The sequence below is a fragment of the Rahnella aceris genome (assembly GCF_011684115.1).
Lineage (GTDB): Bacteria > Pseudomonadota > Gammaproteobacteria > Enterobacterales > Enterobacteriaceae > Rahnella > Rahnella aceris.
Map to the genome: position 1 here is coordinate 212863 of NZ_JAADJV010000005.1, position 15645 is coordinate 228507.

Below are 15645 nucleotides of genomic sequence, written 5' to 3' on the forward strand. Positions count from 1 at the left end.
CGAGCTTCTCACTACATTCTCGCGACTAATGACAATCCTTATATGCCTGACAAAGTGGCAATAAAGTCTCTCATTAGCCGCGCGAAAACATCTGTAACGGAAGTTCATGTTCTTAGAATAACAGTAGAAACCGCAGCCATACAGTACCCTGATTTGGCTGAGCTTCCTAGAATAAAGGGGCCTATTGGCCCCTTTACACTGAAACTCGCTTGATTAGCGACGCAGACCCAGACGTTCGATCAGGCCGGTGTAACGCGCTACATCTTTACGCTTCAGGTAGTCCAGCAGTTTACGACGCTGAGAAACCATACGCAGCAGACCACGACGGCTGTGGTGATCTTTTTTGTGTTCTGCAAAGTGACCTTGCAGATGGTTAATTTGAGCAGTCAGCAGAGCAACCTGAACTTCGGTAGAACCACTGTCGTTAGTGCCGCGACCGAAGTCGGAAACGATCTGAGCCTTAGCTTCAACGCTTAGAGACATAATCTTACTCCAAAATATTATAGATAATTAAACGGGTGCCGATCTCTAATTCAGCAACCCAATGCATAAGCTGCGCTATTCTACCCTTTGCTATATATGATCGCAAGGTGGGCAGAAAGCGCTTAGTCGGTGTATTCAACGACCAGACGACGTGGCGCAATGCGGCCATCATCATCAATTTCTCCTACACCGATAAACTTACGTTCTTCGCCTTCAGTGATGCGAACCATACCGCTGACAGGCGCACCAGATGCCTGAACAGGTTGACCCTGTTTGACATATCCGGCCACCACAGGCAACAGATTCACTTCCGGGAAATCTTCACATGCGCTATCCATCGGCAACAACAAAGGATCCAGCAGCAAGCGCGGCTCAATGCCCTGCTCTTCTGCCTGAGCGATCAGCTCATGGAGTTTTTCCATAGTGACCATTCGCTCTGAAGGATAAGTTGCCACCTGCAAACGACGCAGATAAGTCACGTGCGCACCACAGCCCAGTTTCTCACCAAGATCATCGACAATCGTGCGGATGTAAGTGCCTTTTGAGCAATGAATCTCCAGCTCAACATCAAAGCCTTCCCAGCGTATAAACTGCAATTCATACACGGTAATGCTGCGTGATTCTCGCGGGACTTCGATGCCCTGACGTGCATATTCGTACAGTTTTTTCCCTTCATATTTTAATGCTGAATACATGGAAGGAATTTGCTGAGTTTCTCCGCGGAAACTGTCGAGTGCGTCGTCCAGTTGCTGCTGAGTGAAAGTCATTTCACGTTCGGAAATGATGGCACCTTCGGCGTCTGACGTATCCGTACGTTGTCCCATGCGGGCAATCACGCGATAGCGTTTGTCAGAATCAAGCAGGAACCGGGAAAACTTGGTCGCTTCACCCAGGCACAGCGGCAACATACCGGTTGCTAAGGGATCGAGCGCACCGGTATGGCCTGCGCGGTTAGCGTTATAAAGGCGTTTAACCTTTTGCAGGGCATCGTTAGAAGACAAGCCTAAAGATTTGTCCAGTAGCAGAACGCCGTGTATGTCACGGCCGCGGCGACGTGGGCGACTCATTATGCTTCCTCGTCATCGCCTGCAGCTGAACGGCGTTCAGCATCGTTCTTCACGACATTGGTCACCAGATTGGACATACGCATACCTTCAACCAAAGAGTTGTCGTAAGCGAAAGTCAGTTCTGGTACGACACGTAAACGCATCGCTTTACCGATCAGGGTACGGATGAAACCTGACGCGTCCTGCAAAGCTTTGATGCCATTTTTGACACGATCAGGATCGTGATTGTCAGTCGTCAGCACGTCCAGGAAGGTGACGAACACTTTGGCATACGCCAGGTCGCGTGATACTTCTACGCCTGAAACTGTCGCCATGCCTACGCGTGGGTCTTTGACTTCACGCTGTAAGATGATGGCGATTTCTTTTTGCATCTCTTGGGAGACACGTTGAGTACGGCTAAATTCTTTTGCCATGATGCTTTTCTCCTCACTTGCTCCAGACAAATAAGGGGGCGCAAGGCCCCCCATCTGGATATCAGCTACTTCGCAAACGTTAAGCGATAGTACGTTTGATCTCGATGATTTCGAAGACTTCGATCACATCACCAGTACGCACATCGTTGTAGTTCTTAACGCCAATACCACATTCCATGCCGTTACGCACTTCAGCAACGTCATCTTTGAAGCGACGCAGGGATTCCAGTTCGCCTTCGTAGATCACCACGTTTTCACGCAGTACACGGATTGGGTTGTTACGCTTGATCATACCTTCAGTCACCATACAACCTGCGATAGCACCGAATTTAGGTGACTTGAACACGTCACGAACTTCAGCCAGGCCGATGATTTGCTGTTTGTATTCTGGCGCCAACATACCGCTCATCGCCTGTTTGACTTCGTCAATCAGGTTATAGATGACAGAGTAGTAACGCAGATCCAGGCTTTCGCTTTCTACGACGCGACGGGCAGAAGCATCTGCACGGACGTTGAAGCCCAGAATGATCGCGTTAGAAGCAGCGGCCAGTGTCGCATCAGTTTCAGTGATACCACCGACACCCATACCGACGATCTTAACTTTAACTTCGTCAGTAGAAAGGCTTTGCAATGCATCAGAAATCGCTTCACATGAACCCTGAACGTCTGACTTCAGAACGATGTTCAGTTCAGAAACTTCACCTTCAGTCATGTTCGCAAACATGTTTTCCAGTTTAGATTTCTGCTGGCGAGCCAGTTTAACTTCGCGGAATTTACCCTGACGATACAGAGCAACTTCACGGGCTTTTTTCTCATCACGTACAACGGTAACTTCATCCCCCGCAGCCGGTACACTGGACAGACCCAGTACTTCGACAGGGATAGAAGGACCCGCAGACGTAATGTCACGCCCCATTTCGTCACGCATCGCACGGACACGGCCGTATTCGAAGCCACACAGAATGATGTCGCCTTTGTTCAGAGTACCTTCCTGAACCAGAACGGTTGCAACCGGGCCACGACCTTTGTCCAGGAAGGACTCGATCACAACGCCGCTTGCCATACCGGTGCGAACTGCTTTCAGTTCCAGAACTTCGGCTTGCAGCAAGATAGCTTGCAGCAAATCGTCAATACCGGTACCGACTTTCGCAGAAACGTGGATGAACTGAGATTCACCGCCCCACTCTTCCGGCATAACGCCGTATTGAGACAGTTCGGTACGAACACGGTCCGGATCAGCATCTGGCTTATCAATTTTGTTCACTGCAACCACGATTGGCACGCCAGCAGCTTTCGCATGCTGTACGGCTTCGATGGTTTGTGGCATCACGCCATCATCTGCAGAAACAACCAGTACAACGATATCCGTTGCCTGAGCACCACGAGCACGCATTGAGGTAAACGCGGCGTGTCCCGGAGTATCCAGGAAGGTGATCATGCCGTTTTCGGTTTCTACGTGGTAAGCACCGATATGCTGGGTAATACCACCGGCCTCGCCTGCTGCCACTTTCGTTGAACGAATGTAGTCAAGCAATGAGGTTTTACCGTGGTCAACGTGGCCCATGATGGTCACAACCGGAGCGCGTGGCTCAGCGGCTGCAGAAGCGCCTGTGTCACGATCGCTCATCAGCGCTTCTTCCAGCTCGTTCTCACGACGCAGGATAACTTTATGACCCATTTCTTCTGCAACCAGTTGAGCAGTTTCCTGATCAATGACCTGGTTGATGGTGGCCATGGCGCCCAGTTTCATCATGGTTTTGATGACCTGAGAACCTTTAACTGCCATTTTGTTTGCCAGCTCAGCAACAGTAATGGTTTCACCCACTACAACATCACGGTTCACGGCAACAACAGGCTTGTTAAAGCTCTGCTGTAAGGTACTTGGCTTACGCTTACCTTTACCGTTACGGCCAACAGCACGGGCTTCTTCGCGATCCGCTTTAGATTCGGACAGCTTGTTGCCTTTTTTCTGTTTGGTCGCTTTGCCACCGCGAGTACGGCTGCGACGTTCGCCTTCAACTTTGGCGTCATTTTCGTCTTCAGCAGCACGAGCATGGGTAGAAGTGGTGACATGATAGTCAGCAGATTCTGATTCGCTTGGTGCAGTAGCTTCAGTCCAGACACCAGAGTCAGCCATTTTACGGGCCTCTTCTGCGATGCGCTTGGCGTTTTCTTCAATCTTACGCTGGGCTTCTTCTTCCGTTTTGCGTTTCAGCTCTGCGGCTTCAGCTTCACGGCGTGCTTTCTCTGCCTGAGCTGGTTTAGTTACTTCATCGGTATTTTGGTTGGTCACTTTATCTTTTTCCGCTGCATCACGCTTAGCTTTATCAGCGGCCTCACGTTTAGCTTGCTCTTCGGCGGCGCGTTTGGCTTTTTCCTGAGCTTCGCGCTGGGCTTGCTCCGCTGCTGCACGCTGTGCCTGTTCTTCCGCGTCACGCTTCGCCTGCTCTTCCGCTTCGGCCTGGGCAAGTTCTGCCTCGGTCATATCACGTTTAACATAAGTGCGTTTCTTGCGGACCTCGATTTGCACCGATTTACTCTTCCCGCCGGTGCTCGGAATATTCAGTGTACTACGCGTTTTGCGTTGTAACGTCAGTTTGTTTGACGCACCTGAATTTCCACCATTCAGATGCGACAATAAAGTTTCTTTTTCTTGCTGGGTCACAGAGTCAGCTTCGGACTTCGAGATCCCTGCATCAGCAAATTGCTGTACCAGGCGATCTACCGGAGTCTGAATCTCTGCCGCCAGCGATTTTACAGTTACATCTGTCATGCTGTTCCTTCCTGCTACAGTTTATTACGCGTTGTCGCCAAACCAGCAGATATTGCGCGCGGCCATGATAAGTTCACCAGCCTGCTCGTCAGTAAGACCTTCAATATCAGCCAGATCGTCGACACCCTGCTCGGCAAGATCTTCCAGCGTACAAACCCCTTGTGCAGCCAGTTTAAATGCCATGCTACGTTCCAGACCCGCCAGATTAAGCAGATCGTCAGCAGGCTTTTTGTCACCGAGACTTTCTTCCTGAGCTAAAGCCAGTGTGGTCAGCGCTTCTTTCGCACGTTCGCGCAGCGCATCCACGGTGTCTTCATCCAGGCCGTCGATTTCAAGTAGTTCGTTAACTGGCACGTAAGCCAGTTCTTCAAGCGTAGAGAAACCTTCTTCAACCAGAACCGTGGCGAAATCTTCATCGATGGCCAGATATTTGGTAAAGGTATCAATCGCAGCGTGTGCCTCAGCCTGATGTTTGGCTTGCAGGTCGTCTGCTGTCATCACGTTCAGTTCCCACTTGTCATCACCACGATGCTGTTTCAACAATTGGGAGGCCAAACGCACGTTCTGGCCATTGCGGCCAATCGCCTGTGCCAGATTGCTGGCTTCAACGGCGATATCCATGGTGCATTTATCTTCATCAACTACGATGGAAGCGACGTCTGCCGGTGCCATTGCGTTGATAACAAATTGCGCAGGATTGTCATCCCAAAGGATGATATCAATGCGTTCACCGCCCAGTTCACTGGAAACGGCCTGAACGCGTGCACCACGCATGCCGACACAAGCACCGACCGGGTCGATACGTTTGTCGTTAGTTTTTACAGCGATTTTTGCACGGGAACCCGGATCACGAGCTGCCGCTTTAATTTCGATCAGTTCTTCGCCAATTTCCGGCACTTCGATGCGGAACAGTTCAATCAGCATCTCGTTTCGTGAACGGCTGACGAACAGCTGAGCACCACGTGCTTCAGGGCGAACATCATACAGCACCCCACGAATACGGTCGCCGGAGCGGAAGTTTTCACGAGGAAGCATGTCTTCTCGCAGGATAACAGCTTCAGCGTTGCTGCCTAAATCCAGCGCAATACTGTCACGGTTAACTTTCTTAACGACGCCAGTAACAATTTCACCTTGCTGCTCACGGAACTGATCAACCACCATCGCGCGTTCTGCTTCACGTACCTTCTGTACGATAACTTGTTTAGCAGTCTGCGTAGTGATGCGGTCGAAAGTGACCGACTCAATTTGATCTTCAATATATCCGCCGAGGTCGATTGACGGATCTTCGTATTGTGCAGCTTCGAGGGTGATTTCACGGGTCGGCTGAGTCACTTCGTTGACTGCTACCCAGCGACGGAAAGTATCGAAGTCGCCTGTTTTGCGGTCAATGCTGACGCGGACTTCGATTTCCTGCTCGTATTTTTTCTTGGTCGCCGTTGATAATGCAATTTCCAGCGCTTCAAAAATCTTCTCGCGCGGGAGGGATTTTTCATTAGAAACTGCTTCTACAACAGCCAGAATCTCTTTGTTCATCCTAGTTGCCTCTTCCAAACTCTTTAAAAGTGGGGTACCAGGTTCGCTTTCTGGATGTTGCTCAGTGCGAACACTTCATCTTTCCCTTCCACTGTCACCGTGATCATCTCGCCTTCGACAGCTTTAATGATGCCTTGCCATTTGCGGCGGTTTTGCACTGCCATGCGCAAAACAACACTGACTTCATCGCCAAGAAAACGTTGATAATGTTCAGCGGTGAACATAGGACGATCAAGGCCTGGAGAGGAAACTTCCAGGTTGTAGGCGACAGTGACTGGATCTTCAACGTCCAGCACAGCGCTCACCTGGTGGCTGACATCAGCACAATCATCAACATTGATCCCGGCGTCACTATCAATATAGATGCGCAACGTCGATTGGCGAGCCCGAACGAACTCGATGCCCACCAGCTCAAAGCCAAGTGCCTCGACTGGTGCTGTAATCAGCTCTGTTAATTTTTGTTCTAATGTGGACAAGCCCACCCCCAAGACATAAAAAAAGGGCTAAATAGCCCAGTGATTCTGTTGCCAAATAACAAAAAACCCCGATAAATCGGGGCTTTATGCAACTGGACCCTATTCGCCGCATAGCGGCTTCGGTACAACTTTCGCGAAGTGTTGTTTTCAAATTGAAGCTGCAGAACATCACAGGAAGATACTGAAAGTCTATTTGAAATAAACACTTAGGGAAAGTGGTTGCGGGGGCCGGATTTGAACCGACGACCTTCGGGTTATGAGCCCGACGAGCTACCAGGCTGCTCCACCCCGCGTCCGAAAACGTGGCAAATACTACGCCGATAACCGCTAAAAAGCAAATTATCATAAAGATTGGTACCGAGGACGGGACTTGAACCCGTAAGCCCATTCGGGCACTACCACCTCAAGGTAGCGTGTCTACCAATTCCACCACCTCGGCACTCTTTTTTTTCACAATCGCTTATACTGTCCAAGCATAAGCCACTGTTTGAAAACTTAGCTTCTTTGATAAGAAGTTTACTGCTTAGTGAGGAACGTCACTGTTAGGCGCTGCTGGAGCTGCCGGTGCAGTCGTCTGCTCAGTTTTAGCTGGCTGACTCAGGTTTTCCCACTCACTTCCTTTTTGGCCTTTATTGGTGCTCATGTTCCCGAGAATCAAACTAATGATAAAGAACAATGCTGCCAAAACGCCGGTCATGCGGGTCATGAAGTTACCGGAACCACTCGAACCGAACAATGTGCCAGAAGCACCTGCCCCGAAAGAGGCTCCCATATCAGCGCCTTTACCTTGTTGCAGCATAACCAGAGCGATAAGCCCAATTGCTACGATAAGGAAAATCACCAGAAGAGCGTCGTACATAGTAGTACCTGTATCCTCGCGGGTTCACCGCATGCCAATTGCTTCTCACCATTTAGCAGGTCATCAAAGGACCCACTGAAGCGGGTGTGAATACTAACCAAAGCCGTATTACCGTGCAAGGGCAATTTTCATCAAACTGTTCGTTTGCGGAAAAAAACGGCAAATCGGGATAAAACATGCTGCCAGGAGGTCCGGCAGCGAGAAACTCACCGAAAATTTACCGTTTTTTATCGGCTTACGCTTTGACCGCTTTGACGGCATCCGCAATACGGTTGGCCAGTTTTTCCACCAGCTCGGCATCTTCCCCTTCGACCATTACGCGCAGCAGAGGTTCGGTACCTGATTTACGCAACAGCACCCGACCGCGGCCCGCTAACTGCTTTTCAACTTCAGCCGTGACCTGCTTAACCTCATCGGATTCCAGCGGATCATGTTCACCAGCAAAACGGACGTTGATCAGGATCTGCGGAAGCAATTTCATGCCGCTGCACAGGTCATGCAAGCTCATATGATTGCGCACCATCGCGGTAAGCACTTGCAAACCTGCCACAATGCCATCACCGGTAGTAGTTTTATCCAGCAAAATGATATGGCCTGAGTTCTCAGCCCCGATCCGCCAACCTTTTTCCTGCATTTTTTCCAGTACGTAGCGATCACCTACTTTCGCACGGGTAAAGGGAATGCCCAGTTGCTTTAAGGCCAGCTCGAGGCCCATATTGCTCATCAACGTGCCGACGGCACCGCCTTTCAACTGGCCCTGACGAAGCCCTTCACGCGCAATGATGTAGAGGATTTGGTCGCCATCAACTTTATTACCTTCATGATCAACCATGATCAGGCGGTCACCATCGCCGTCAAAAGCCAGCCCGACATCTGCTTTTTCAGCCAGAACACGCTGCTGCAACTGACGGACATCCGTTGCGCCGCATTCTTCGTTGATGTTCATCCCATCCGGCTCACAGCCGATAGCGATGACTTTTGCCCCCAATTCGCGCAAAACGCTAGGTGCAATGTGATAAGTAGCGCCGTTGGCACAGTCGACCACAATTTTCAGACTGTTCAGACTCAGTTCTGTCGGGAATGTGCCTTTACAGAATTCGATGTAACGACCGGCGGCATCCACGATGCGGCTGGCTTTACCCAGTTCGGCAGATTCAACACATGTCAGTGGTTTTTCAAGCTCAGCTTCAATCGCCTCTTCCACTTCGTCAGGTAATTTAGTCCCGTCGATTGTGAAAAACTTAATACCGTTATCGTAGTAAGGATTGTGCGAGGCTGAAATAACGATGCCCGCTTCTGCACGGAAAGTACGTGTCAGGTAAGCCACGGCAGGCGTTGGCATCGGGCCGGTGAAAGAAGCCGATAAACCTGCAGCAGCAAGCCCTGCCTCTAACGCTGATTCCAGCATATAACCCGAAATGCGGGTATCTTTCCCGATGATCACTTTACGCGAACCGTGGCGTGCTAATACTTTGCCAGCCGCCCAGCCTAGTTTCAGAACAAAATCAGGGGTAATCGGGGTATCGCCCACTTTTCCGCGGATGCCATCTGTCCCAAAGTATTTACGGTTGCTCATAATTAGTTTTTATCCCTTGCAGAAAGTGTCGCTTCCACGATACGCATCGCTTCAACGGTTTCTTTTACATCATGTACACGCACGATCTTAGCACCTTGCATGGCAGCGATCACAGCACAAGCAACACTTCCGGTAACCCGTTTCTCAGGAGAAACATGCAGAAGTTGCCCCACCATGGATTTCCTCGACATCCCCACTAACAATGGCATGCCAAAGTGATGAAAATCAGCCAACCGTGCGAGCAACTGATAGTTATGCTCCAAATTTTTACCAAAACCGAAGCCCGGATCGAGCAACAATTTTTCTTTCGCAATGCCGGCGTTAACACAACGGGCAATTTGCTCAAAAAAATACTGATCCACCTGCGCAACGACATTGTCGTAATGCGGGGCATGCTGCATCGTTTTGGGGTCACCCTGCATGTGCATCAGACAAACAGGTAAACCCGTTTCGGCCGCAGCCTGTAGCGCACCGGGCTCCTGAAGTGAACGGATATCGTTGATCAGATGTATGCCCGCATTTGCCGCTTCACGGATCACGGCGGCTTTTGAGGTATCCACGGAGATCCAGACATCAAAACGCCGCGCAATGGCTTCGACTACCGGCACCACACGGGCCAGTTCCTCATCTTCGCTGACTTCTGCTGCACCAGGGCGGGTCGATTCACCACCGATGTCGAGAATTGTCGCGCCTGCATCAACCATTGCCTGAGCATGTCTGAGAGCAAGATCAAGCGTGTTATGTCGCCCGCCATCGGAAAATGAGTCGGCGGTAACGTTCAGGATCCCCATAACCTGGGGGAAAGTGAGGTCCAATCTGGACTCTCTGGCAGTGAGGTGCATAAATCACGTCCCTTCTGATCAATCAATAAAGGCTTTTCAAATTCCGAGGCAAAGAATGCACGCATAAAAAACCCCGGGCAAGCCCGGGGTTGAGTGTCATCAGCATTATTTTCCAATCAGCCTCTTACTTGCCGCTGAATTGCTCAAACATCGTGTTGCCAGGATTCGGCGTACGAGGTTCGTCGACAGGCGTTGGCGCTTTTGGCGTACCGCCGTCATTGGAGTTGCTGTTACCGTTTTTGCCGTTAGCATCGTCCCAGCCAGCTGGCGGGCGAACTTCAGTACGGTTCATCAGGTCATCAATTTGCGGTGCATCGATGGTTTCATACTTCATCAGGGCATCTTTCATTGAATGAAGGATATCCATGTTTTCCATCAGCAGAGTACGCGCACGAACGTAGTTACGTTCAACCAGAGACTTAACTTCCTGATCGATGATACGGGCGGTTTCATCAGACATATGCTTAGCTTTCGCGACTGAACGACCGAGGAAGACTTCACCTTCTTCTTCCGCATACAGCAACGGACCTAATTTATCTGAGAAGCCCCACTGCGTAACCATGTTACGGGCAATCGACGTGGCTACTTTGATATCGTTAGACGCACCGGTAGACACTTTTTCCACACCGTAAATAATCTCTTCAGCAAGACGGCCACCATATAAGGTAGAAATCTGACTTTCGAGTTTCTGACGGCTGGCGCTGATCGCATCACCTTCGGGCAGGAAGAAGGTCACACCTAATGCACGGCCACGAGGAATAATGGTCACTTTGTGCACAGGGTCGTGTTCAGGAACCAGGCGGCCAATGATGGCGTGTCCCGCTTCGTGATATGCAGTGGACTCTTTCTGCGATTCGGTCATTACCATGGAACGGCGCTCAGCACCCATCATGATTTTGTCTTTGGCTTTTTCGAACTCGACCATCGACACCACACGTTTGTTACCACGAGCAGAGAACAGTGCAGCTTCGTTGACCAGGTTAGCCAGGTCAGCACCAGAGAATCCTGGTGTACCACGGGCAATCACAGAAGCATCAACATCTGTCGCCAGCGGAACACGACGCATGTGAACTTTCAGGATCTGTTCACGGCCACGGACATCTGGCAAGCCGACAACAACCTGACGGTCAAAACGGCCCGGACGCAGCAACGCAGGGTCCAGAACATCCGGACGGTTGGTCGCGGCAATAACGATAATACCTTCGTTACCTTCGAAACCATCCATCTCAACCAGCATCTGGTTCAGGGTTTGCTCACGTTCATCATGACCACCGCCTAAACCTGCACCACGCTGACGGCCAACGGCATCAATTTCATCGATGAAGATGATACATGGAGCCGCTTTCTTCGCCTGTTCGAACATATCACGGACACGTGATGCACCCACACCGACGAACATTTCAACGAAGTCAGAACCCGAAATCGTAAAGAACGGGACTTTGGCTTCACCGGCAATGGCTTTAGCCAGCAAGGTCTTACCCGTACCCGGAGGACCCACCATCAGAACGCCTTTAGGAATTTTACCGCCCAGTTTCTGGAAACGGCTTGGTTCACGCAGGTAATCAACCAGCTCGCTCACCTCTTCCTTCGCTTCGTCACAACCTGCAACGTCAGCAAACGTAGTTTTGATTTGGTCTTCCGTCAGCATGCGGGCTTTGCTTTTACCAAAGGACATTGCGCCTTTGCCACCGCCACCCTGCATCTGTCGCATAAAGAATATCCAGACGCCAATCAGAAGCAGCATCGGGAACCATGAAATGAAGATAGTCGCCAGGAAACTCTGCTGTTCAGGCGGTTCACCAACAACTTTCACGTTTTTGCTCAGCAGCGTATCCAGCAATTTAGGATCATTAACCGGAATATAGGTTGTGTATTTGCTGCTGTCTTTTTTGATAACGTCAATCGCACGTCCATTGATACGTACTTCACGGACCTGGTCTTGGGCCACTTCGGTTGTAAAGGTAGTGTAATCTACCTTGTTACCATTAGATTCGCTGGGACCAAAACTCTGAAATACAGACATCAATACAACCGCGATGACTAACCAGAGGATCAGGTTCTTCGCCATGTCACTCAAGGGATTAACCTCATATTACAACTGTGTTAACAAACAGCGTTAGGGAACTACAGTTTCCGCCCTGTCGCTACGATGTACACTTCTCGCGAACGTGCTCGGGAAGCGTCTGGCTTACGAATCTTCACCTTCGTAAACAGGGAGCGAATTTCCCGCAGGTATTCATCAAAGCCATCTCCCTGAAACACCTTCACCAGGAAACTTCCGCCTGGTGCTAATACATCCCGACACATATCCAATGCTAATTCAACCAGATACATCGATTTTGGAATATCGACTGCCGGAGTACCGCTCATATTAGGGGCCATATCGGACATGACCACCTGAACCTTACTTTCTCCCACGCGTTCAAGCAGCGCTTTGAGAACTAATTCATCACGAAAATCCCCTTGAAGGAAGTCGACTCCAACAATAGGATCCATAGGTAAAAGGTCAAGAGCAATAATTCGCCCTTTGTTACCGATCTGCGTCGCCACATACTGTGACCAACCACCAGGAGCTGCTCCTAAATCAACCACCGTCATACCCGGTTTAAACAGCTTATCGCCTTGCTGTATTTCATCAAGTTTAAACCAGGCACGGGAACGCAGCCCTTTTTTCTGTGCCTGTAGCACATATTTATCGCTAAAGTGTTCCTGCAACCAGCGACTGGAACTTGCAGAACGCTTTTTATTAGACATTATTTAGTAACCATATAGTTTTCCAACCACCCTGAGTTAGAGCTTTTGGAACAAGCTGTTAGCATCATGACGTCTATGGCTAAGTCAGTATTATTCCCTCCCCGAAGCAGTCCGGGTTGGTGATATACATGAGATGGCGGTAGAATGACCCGTTTTCAATCCCAACTTAAGCAAAAAAGACGATGAATCTTAACAATAAACAAAAACAGTACCTGAAAGGCCTCGCGCATCCCCTGAAACCGGTTGTTATGCTGGGCAACAACGGGCTGACTGAGGGTGTGCTCGCCGAAATCGAACAGGCGCTGCAACATCACGAACTGATCAAGGTTAAAGTCGCGGCAGAAGAACGCGAAACGAAGTCTTTGATCGTAGACGCGATTGTGCGTGAAACCAAGGCGTGTAATGTGCAAGTCATCGGCAATATGCTGGTACTTTATCGCCCTTCCACCGAAGACCGCAAAATTATCTTACCGCGTTAATCCATTAAGGTTTAACGAAAAGCGCTGTAGATTTTCGGAAAGGTGCCACGAAATCACGTTCAGGGGAAGGTCTGAGCAGGCCTTTTTACTTTAGTTTTCAATTTACTGTGAAGCAATTCACTGCATGAATGTGAGAATTATCGGGCGAAACATCACGTTTCGCCCTTTTTAATGCAGATTTTAGAGGTATTCGACCTTCAATACTTCAAACTCAACATCGCCGCCAGGCGTTTTGATGACAACAACATCATCCTGCTCTTTGCCAATCAAACCGCGGGCAATCGGGGAATTCACAGAAATCAGATTTTGCTTAAAATCTGCTTCGTCATCACCCACGATGCGGTATTTTTGTTCTTCTTCAGTGTCCAGGTTCATCACAGTCACTGTCGCACCAAAAATGACACGGCCGGTTGCGGGCATTTTGGTCACATCAATAACCTGAGCATTCGAAAGCTTAGCTTCGATTTCCTGGATACGGCCTTCACAAAAACCCTGCTGTTCACGCGCAGCATGGTATTCAGCATTCTCTTTCAAATCACCATGCTCACGTGCGGTCGCGATATCAGAAATGATTTTCGGGCGACGGACGCTCTTCAGATGGTCCAGTTCTTCACGTAATCTTTCTGCGCCACGTAACGTCATCGGAATCGGTTTCATATATTTATTACCTCTAACTTGGTCCTTTCGGTAAACACCGTCCTGATTGAATCAGGTAAGAAATTAAGCCAGTTCTTCTGACCGACTCTCTGGCGAAAAACAAAAAAAACCTCACCCGGCGTTGCCACCAGGCCAGGAATCATTTCGCATTTTGATTCGTATTTTAACGTAGAGTTCCTTGAGGATCATCGTTTACTTTCAGCCACGTTGCGCCTTGGTTCGTAGCATCGTAGTATGGCACCACATTATCCTGCCGTTACTCAGAGCCTTTACTCAAAATAATGCGTTTTTTACGAATTGTCAGTGGATTAGCATGCGCGTTTGTTCTGAATACAAATGCGGCTCAGATCGAAAATTACACAGAATATCTGCCTGATGGCACGAATCTGGCGGTGCTGGTACAGAAAATTGGCGCCCCTGCGCCTGTGATCGATTATCACGGTACCCAGATGGCGCTGCCTGCCAGTACTATGAAGATTCTGACGGCGCTGGCTGCGCTGTTGCAGTTGGGGCCTGATTTCCGTTTCACCACTACACTCGAAACATCGGGTTCTGTTTCTGACGGAGTTCTCAAGGGAGATCTGGTCGCTCGGTTTTCTGGTGACCCGACCCTGAAACGCCAGAATATTCGGAATATGGTCGCTGTTTTGAAAAAACAGGGCGTCAAAGAAATCACTGGCGATGTGGTCATTAACACTTCCGTGTTTGCAAGTCATGACAAAGCTCCCGGATGGCCATGGAACGATATCACCCAATGCTTCAGCGCTCCCCCAGCCGCCGCAATTGTCGACAGAAACTGTTTCTCGGTATCTCTCTATAGCGCGCCTAAACCTGACGAGAACGCGTTTATTCGCGTAGCCTCTTATTATCCAGTGCATATGTTCAGTGAAGTCCGCACGCTGGCAAAAGGCTCTCCGGATGCGCAGTATTGCGAACTGGATGTCGTCCCGGGTGAATTCAACCGATATACACTCACTGGTTGTCTGACTCAACGCAGCGAGCCTCTGCCACTGGCTTTTGCTATTCAGGATGGTGCCAGTTATGCCGGTGCGATTCTTAAAGATGAGCTGTTGCAGGCAGATATCCAGATTGACGGCACCCTGAAACGTCAAACCCAGCCGACACCAGCAGGTACGGTTCTGGCACAAACGCAATCAGTGCCCCTGCATGATTTGCTGCATCAGATGCTTAAGAAATCAGACAACATGATCGCTGATACGGTCTTCCGTACGATTGGTCATCAGCGTTTTGGTGTGCCGGGAACATGGCGGGCGGGCTCAGACGCGGTTCGTCAGATTTTGCGTCAGAAAGCAGGCGTGGATTTGGGTAACTCGATTCAGGTTGATGGTTCCGGGCTTTCACGCCATGATTTATTGTCACCGGCCACAATGATGCAGGTGCTGCAATATATCGCCCAGCACGACAAAGAATTAGATTTTATTTCGATGTTGCCTTTAGCTGGCCATGACGGAACCTTACAGTACCGCGGTGGTCTGCATGAAGCGGGTGTCGACGGCAAAGTATCGGCAAAAACCGGTTCACTGTCTGGCGTATATAATCTGGCAGGTTTCATCACCACAGCCAGCGGACAGCGTATGGCCTTTGTGCAGTTCCTTTCAGGCTATGCTGTTCCCCCTGAAGATCAACGTACACGGCGTGCACCGCTGGTGCGCTTTGAAAGCCGTCTCTACAGGGATATCTACCAAAATAATTAACCACGGAGAAGTGCCAGA

General features: G+C 49.9%; 14 protein-coding genes and 2 tRNA genes. 2 read left to right on the forward strand and 14 right to left on the reverse strand.

All coding sequences use genetic code 11. The annotated features are described in order from the left end of the window. Positions 1-213 precede the first annotated feature (213 nt). From rpsO to rlmE, 13 genes are all read right to left on the reverse strand, one after another. Positions 214-483 carry a 30S ribosomal protein S15 gene (gene rpsO / locus GW591_RS21230; RefSeq protein WP_013573823.1) on the reverse strand — a complete coding sequence of 90 codons (270 nt, stop codon included), beginning with the start codon at positions 481-483 and terminating at the stop codon, positions 214-216. 122 nt (positions 484-605) lie between these two features. Continuing rightward, positions 606-1550: a tRNA pseudouridine(55) synthase TruB gene (gene truB / locus GW591_RS21235; RefSeq protein WP_013573822.1), complete on the reverse strand. Its 945-nt coding sequence runs from the start codon at positions 1548-1550 to the stop codon at positions 606-608. After that, positions 1550-1963: a 30S ribosome-binding factor RbfA gene (gene rbfA, locus GW591_RS21240; RefSeq protein ID WP_014333704.1), complete on the reverse strand. Its 414-nt coding sequence runs from the start codon at positions 1961-1963 to the stop codon at positions 1550-1552. Before rbfA ends, truB begins: the two co-directional genes overlap by 1 nt. A gap of 79 nt (positions 1964-2042) precedes the next feature. Then, on the reverse strand, positions 2043-4736 hold the full coding sequence (gene infB, locus GW591_RS21245; protein WP_013573820.1) for a translation initiation factor IF-2: 2694 nt from the start codon (positions 4734-4736) through the stop codon (positions 2043-2045). Between the two features lie 24 nt (positions 4737-4760). Then, entirely contained in the window at positions 4761-6269 is a 1509-nt protein-coding gene (nusA, locus tag GW591_RS21250; RefSeq protein ID WP_013573819.1) for a transcription termination factor NusA, read from the reverse strand. Between the two features lie 23 nt (positions 6270-6292). Continuing rightward, positions 6293-6745 carry a ribosome maturation factor RimP gene (gene rimP / locus GW591_RS21255; RefSeq protein ID WP_014411570.1) on the reverse strand — a complete coding sequence of 151 codons (453 nt, stop codon included), beginning with the start codon at positions 6743-6745 and terminating at the stop codon, positions 6293-6295. A gap of 216 nt (positions 6746-6961) precedes the next feature. Further along, a tRNA-Met gene (locus GW591_RS21260) sits at positions 6962-7038 on the reverse strand. 59 nt (positions 7039-7097) lie between these two features. Then, positions 7098-7184, reverse strand: a tRNA-Leu gene (locus tag GW591_RS21265). A gap of 84 nt (positions 7185-7268) precedes the next feature. Then, complete coding sequence (gene secG / locus GW591_RS21270; RefSeq protein WP_013573818.1) at positions 7269-7604, reverse strand: preprotein translocase subunit SecG; 336 nt, start codon at positions 7602-7604, stop codon at positions 7269-7271. 235 nt (positions 7605-7839) lie between these two features. Continuing rightward, positions 7840-9180: a phosphoglucosamine mutase gene (glmM, locus tag GW591_RS21275; RefSeq protein ID WP_037034237.1), complete on the reverse strand. Its 1341-nt coding sequence runs from the start codon at positions 9178-9180 to the stop codon at positions 7840-7842. Positions 9181-9182: 2 nt separating this feature from the next. Then, positions 9183-10022, reverse strand: coding sequence for a dihydropteroate synthase (folP, locus tag GW591_RS21280; protein ID WP_166861344.1), 840 nt, complete (start codon positions 10020-10022; stop codon positions 9183-9185). Positions 10023-10146: 124 nt separating this feature from the next. Beyond that, positions 10147-12090 (reverse strand): ATP-dependent zinc metalloprotease FtsH, encoded by a 1944-nt coding sequence (ftsH, locus tag GW591_RS21285; RefSeq protein ID WP_037034239.1) that lies wholly within the window; start codon positions 12088-12090, stop codon positions 10147-10149. A 56-nt stretch (positions 12091-12146) separates the two neighbouring features. Then, positions 12147-12776, reverse strand: a complete 630-nt coding sequence (rlmE, locus tag GW591_RS21290) for a 23S rRNA (uridine(2552)-2'-O)-methyltransferase RlmE (protein WP_013573814.1) — start codon at positions 12774-12776, stop codon at positions 12147-12149. A gap of 182 nt (positions 12777-12958) precedes the next feature. On the opposite strand from rlmE, the gene yhbY reads away from it, so the two are divergent. Then, positions 12959-13255, forward strand: a complete 297-nt coding sequence (gene yhbY / locus GW591_RS21295; RefSeq protein WP_013573813.1) for a ribosome assembly RNA-binding protein YhbY — start codon at positions 12959-12961, stop codon at positions 13253-13255. 180 nt (positions 13256-13435) lie between these two features. Here the strand turns inward: yhbY and greA are convergent, their stop codons facing one another. Beyond that, a complete protein-coding gene (gene greA / locus GW591_RS21300; RefSeq protein ID WP_013573812.1) occupies positions 13436-13912 on the reverse strand; it encodes a transcription elongation factor GreA in 477 nt (158 codons plus the stop codon). Between the two features lie 281 nt (positions 13913-14193). Between greA and dacB the strand changes: the two genes are divergently transcribed. Further along, positions 14194-15627 (forward strand): serine-type D-Ala-D-Ala carboxypeptidase, encoded by a 1434-nt coding sequence (gene dacB, locus GW591_RS21305; RefSeq protein WP_013573811.1) that lies wholly within the window; start codon positions 14194-14196, stop codon positions 15625-15627. Positions 15628-15645 lie beyond the last annotated feature (18 nt).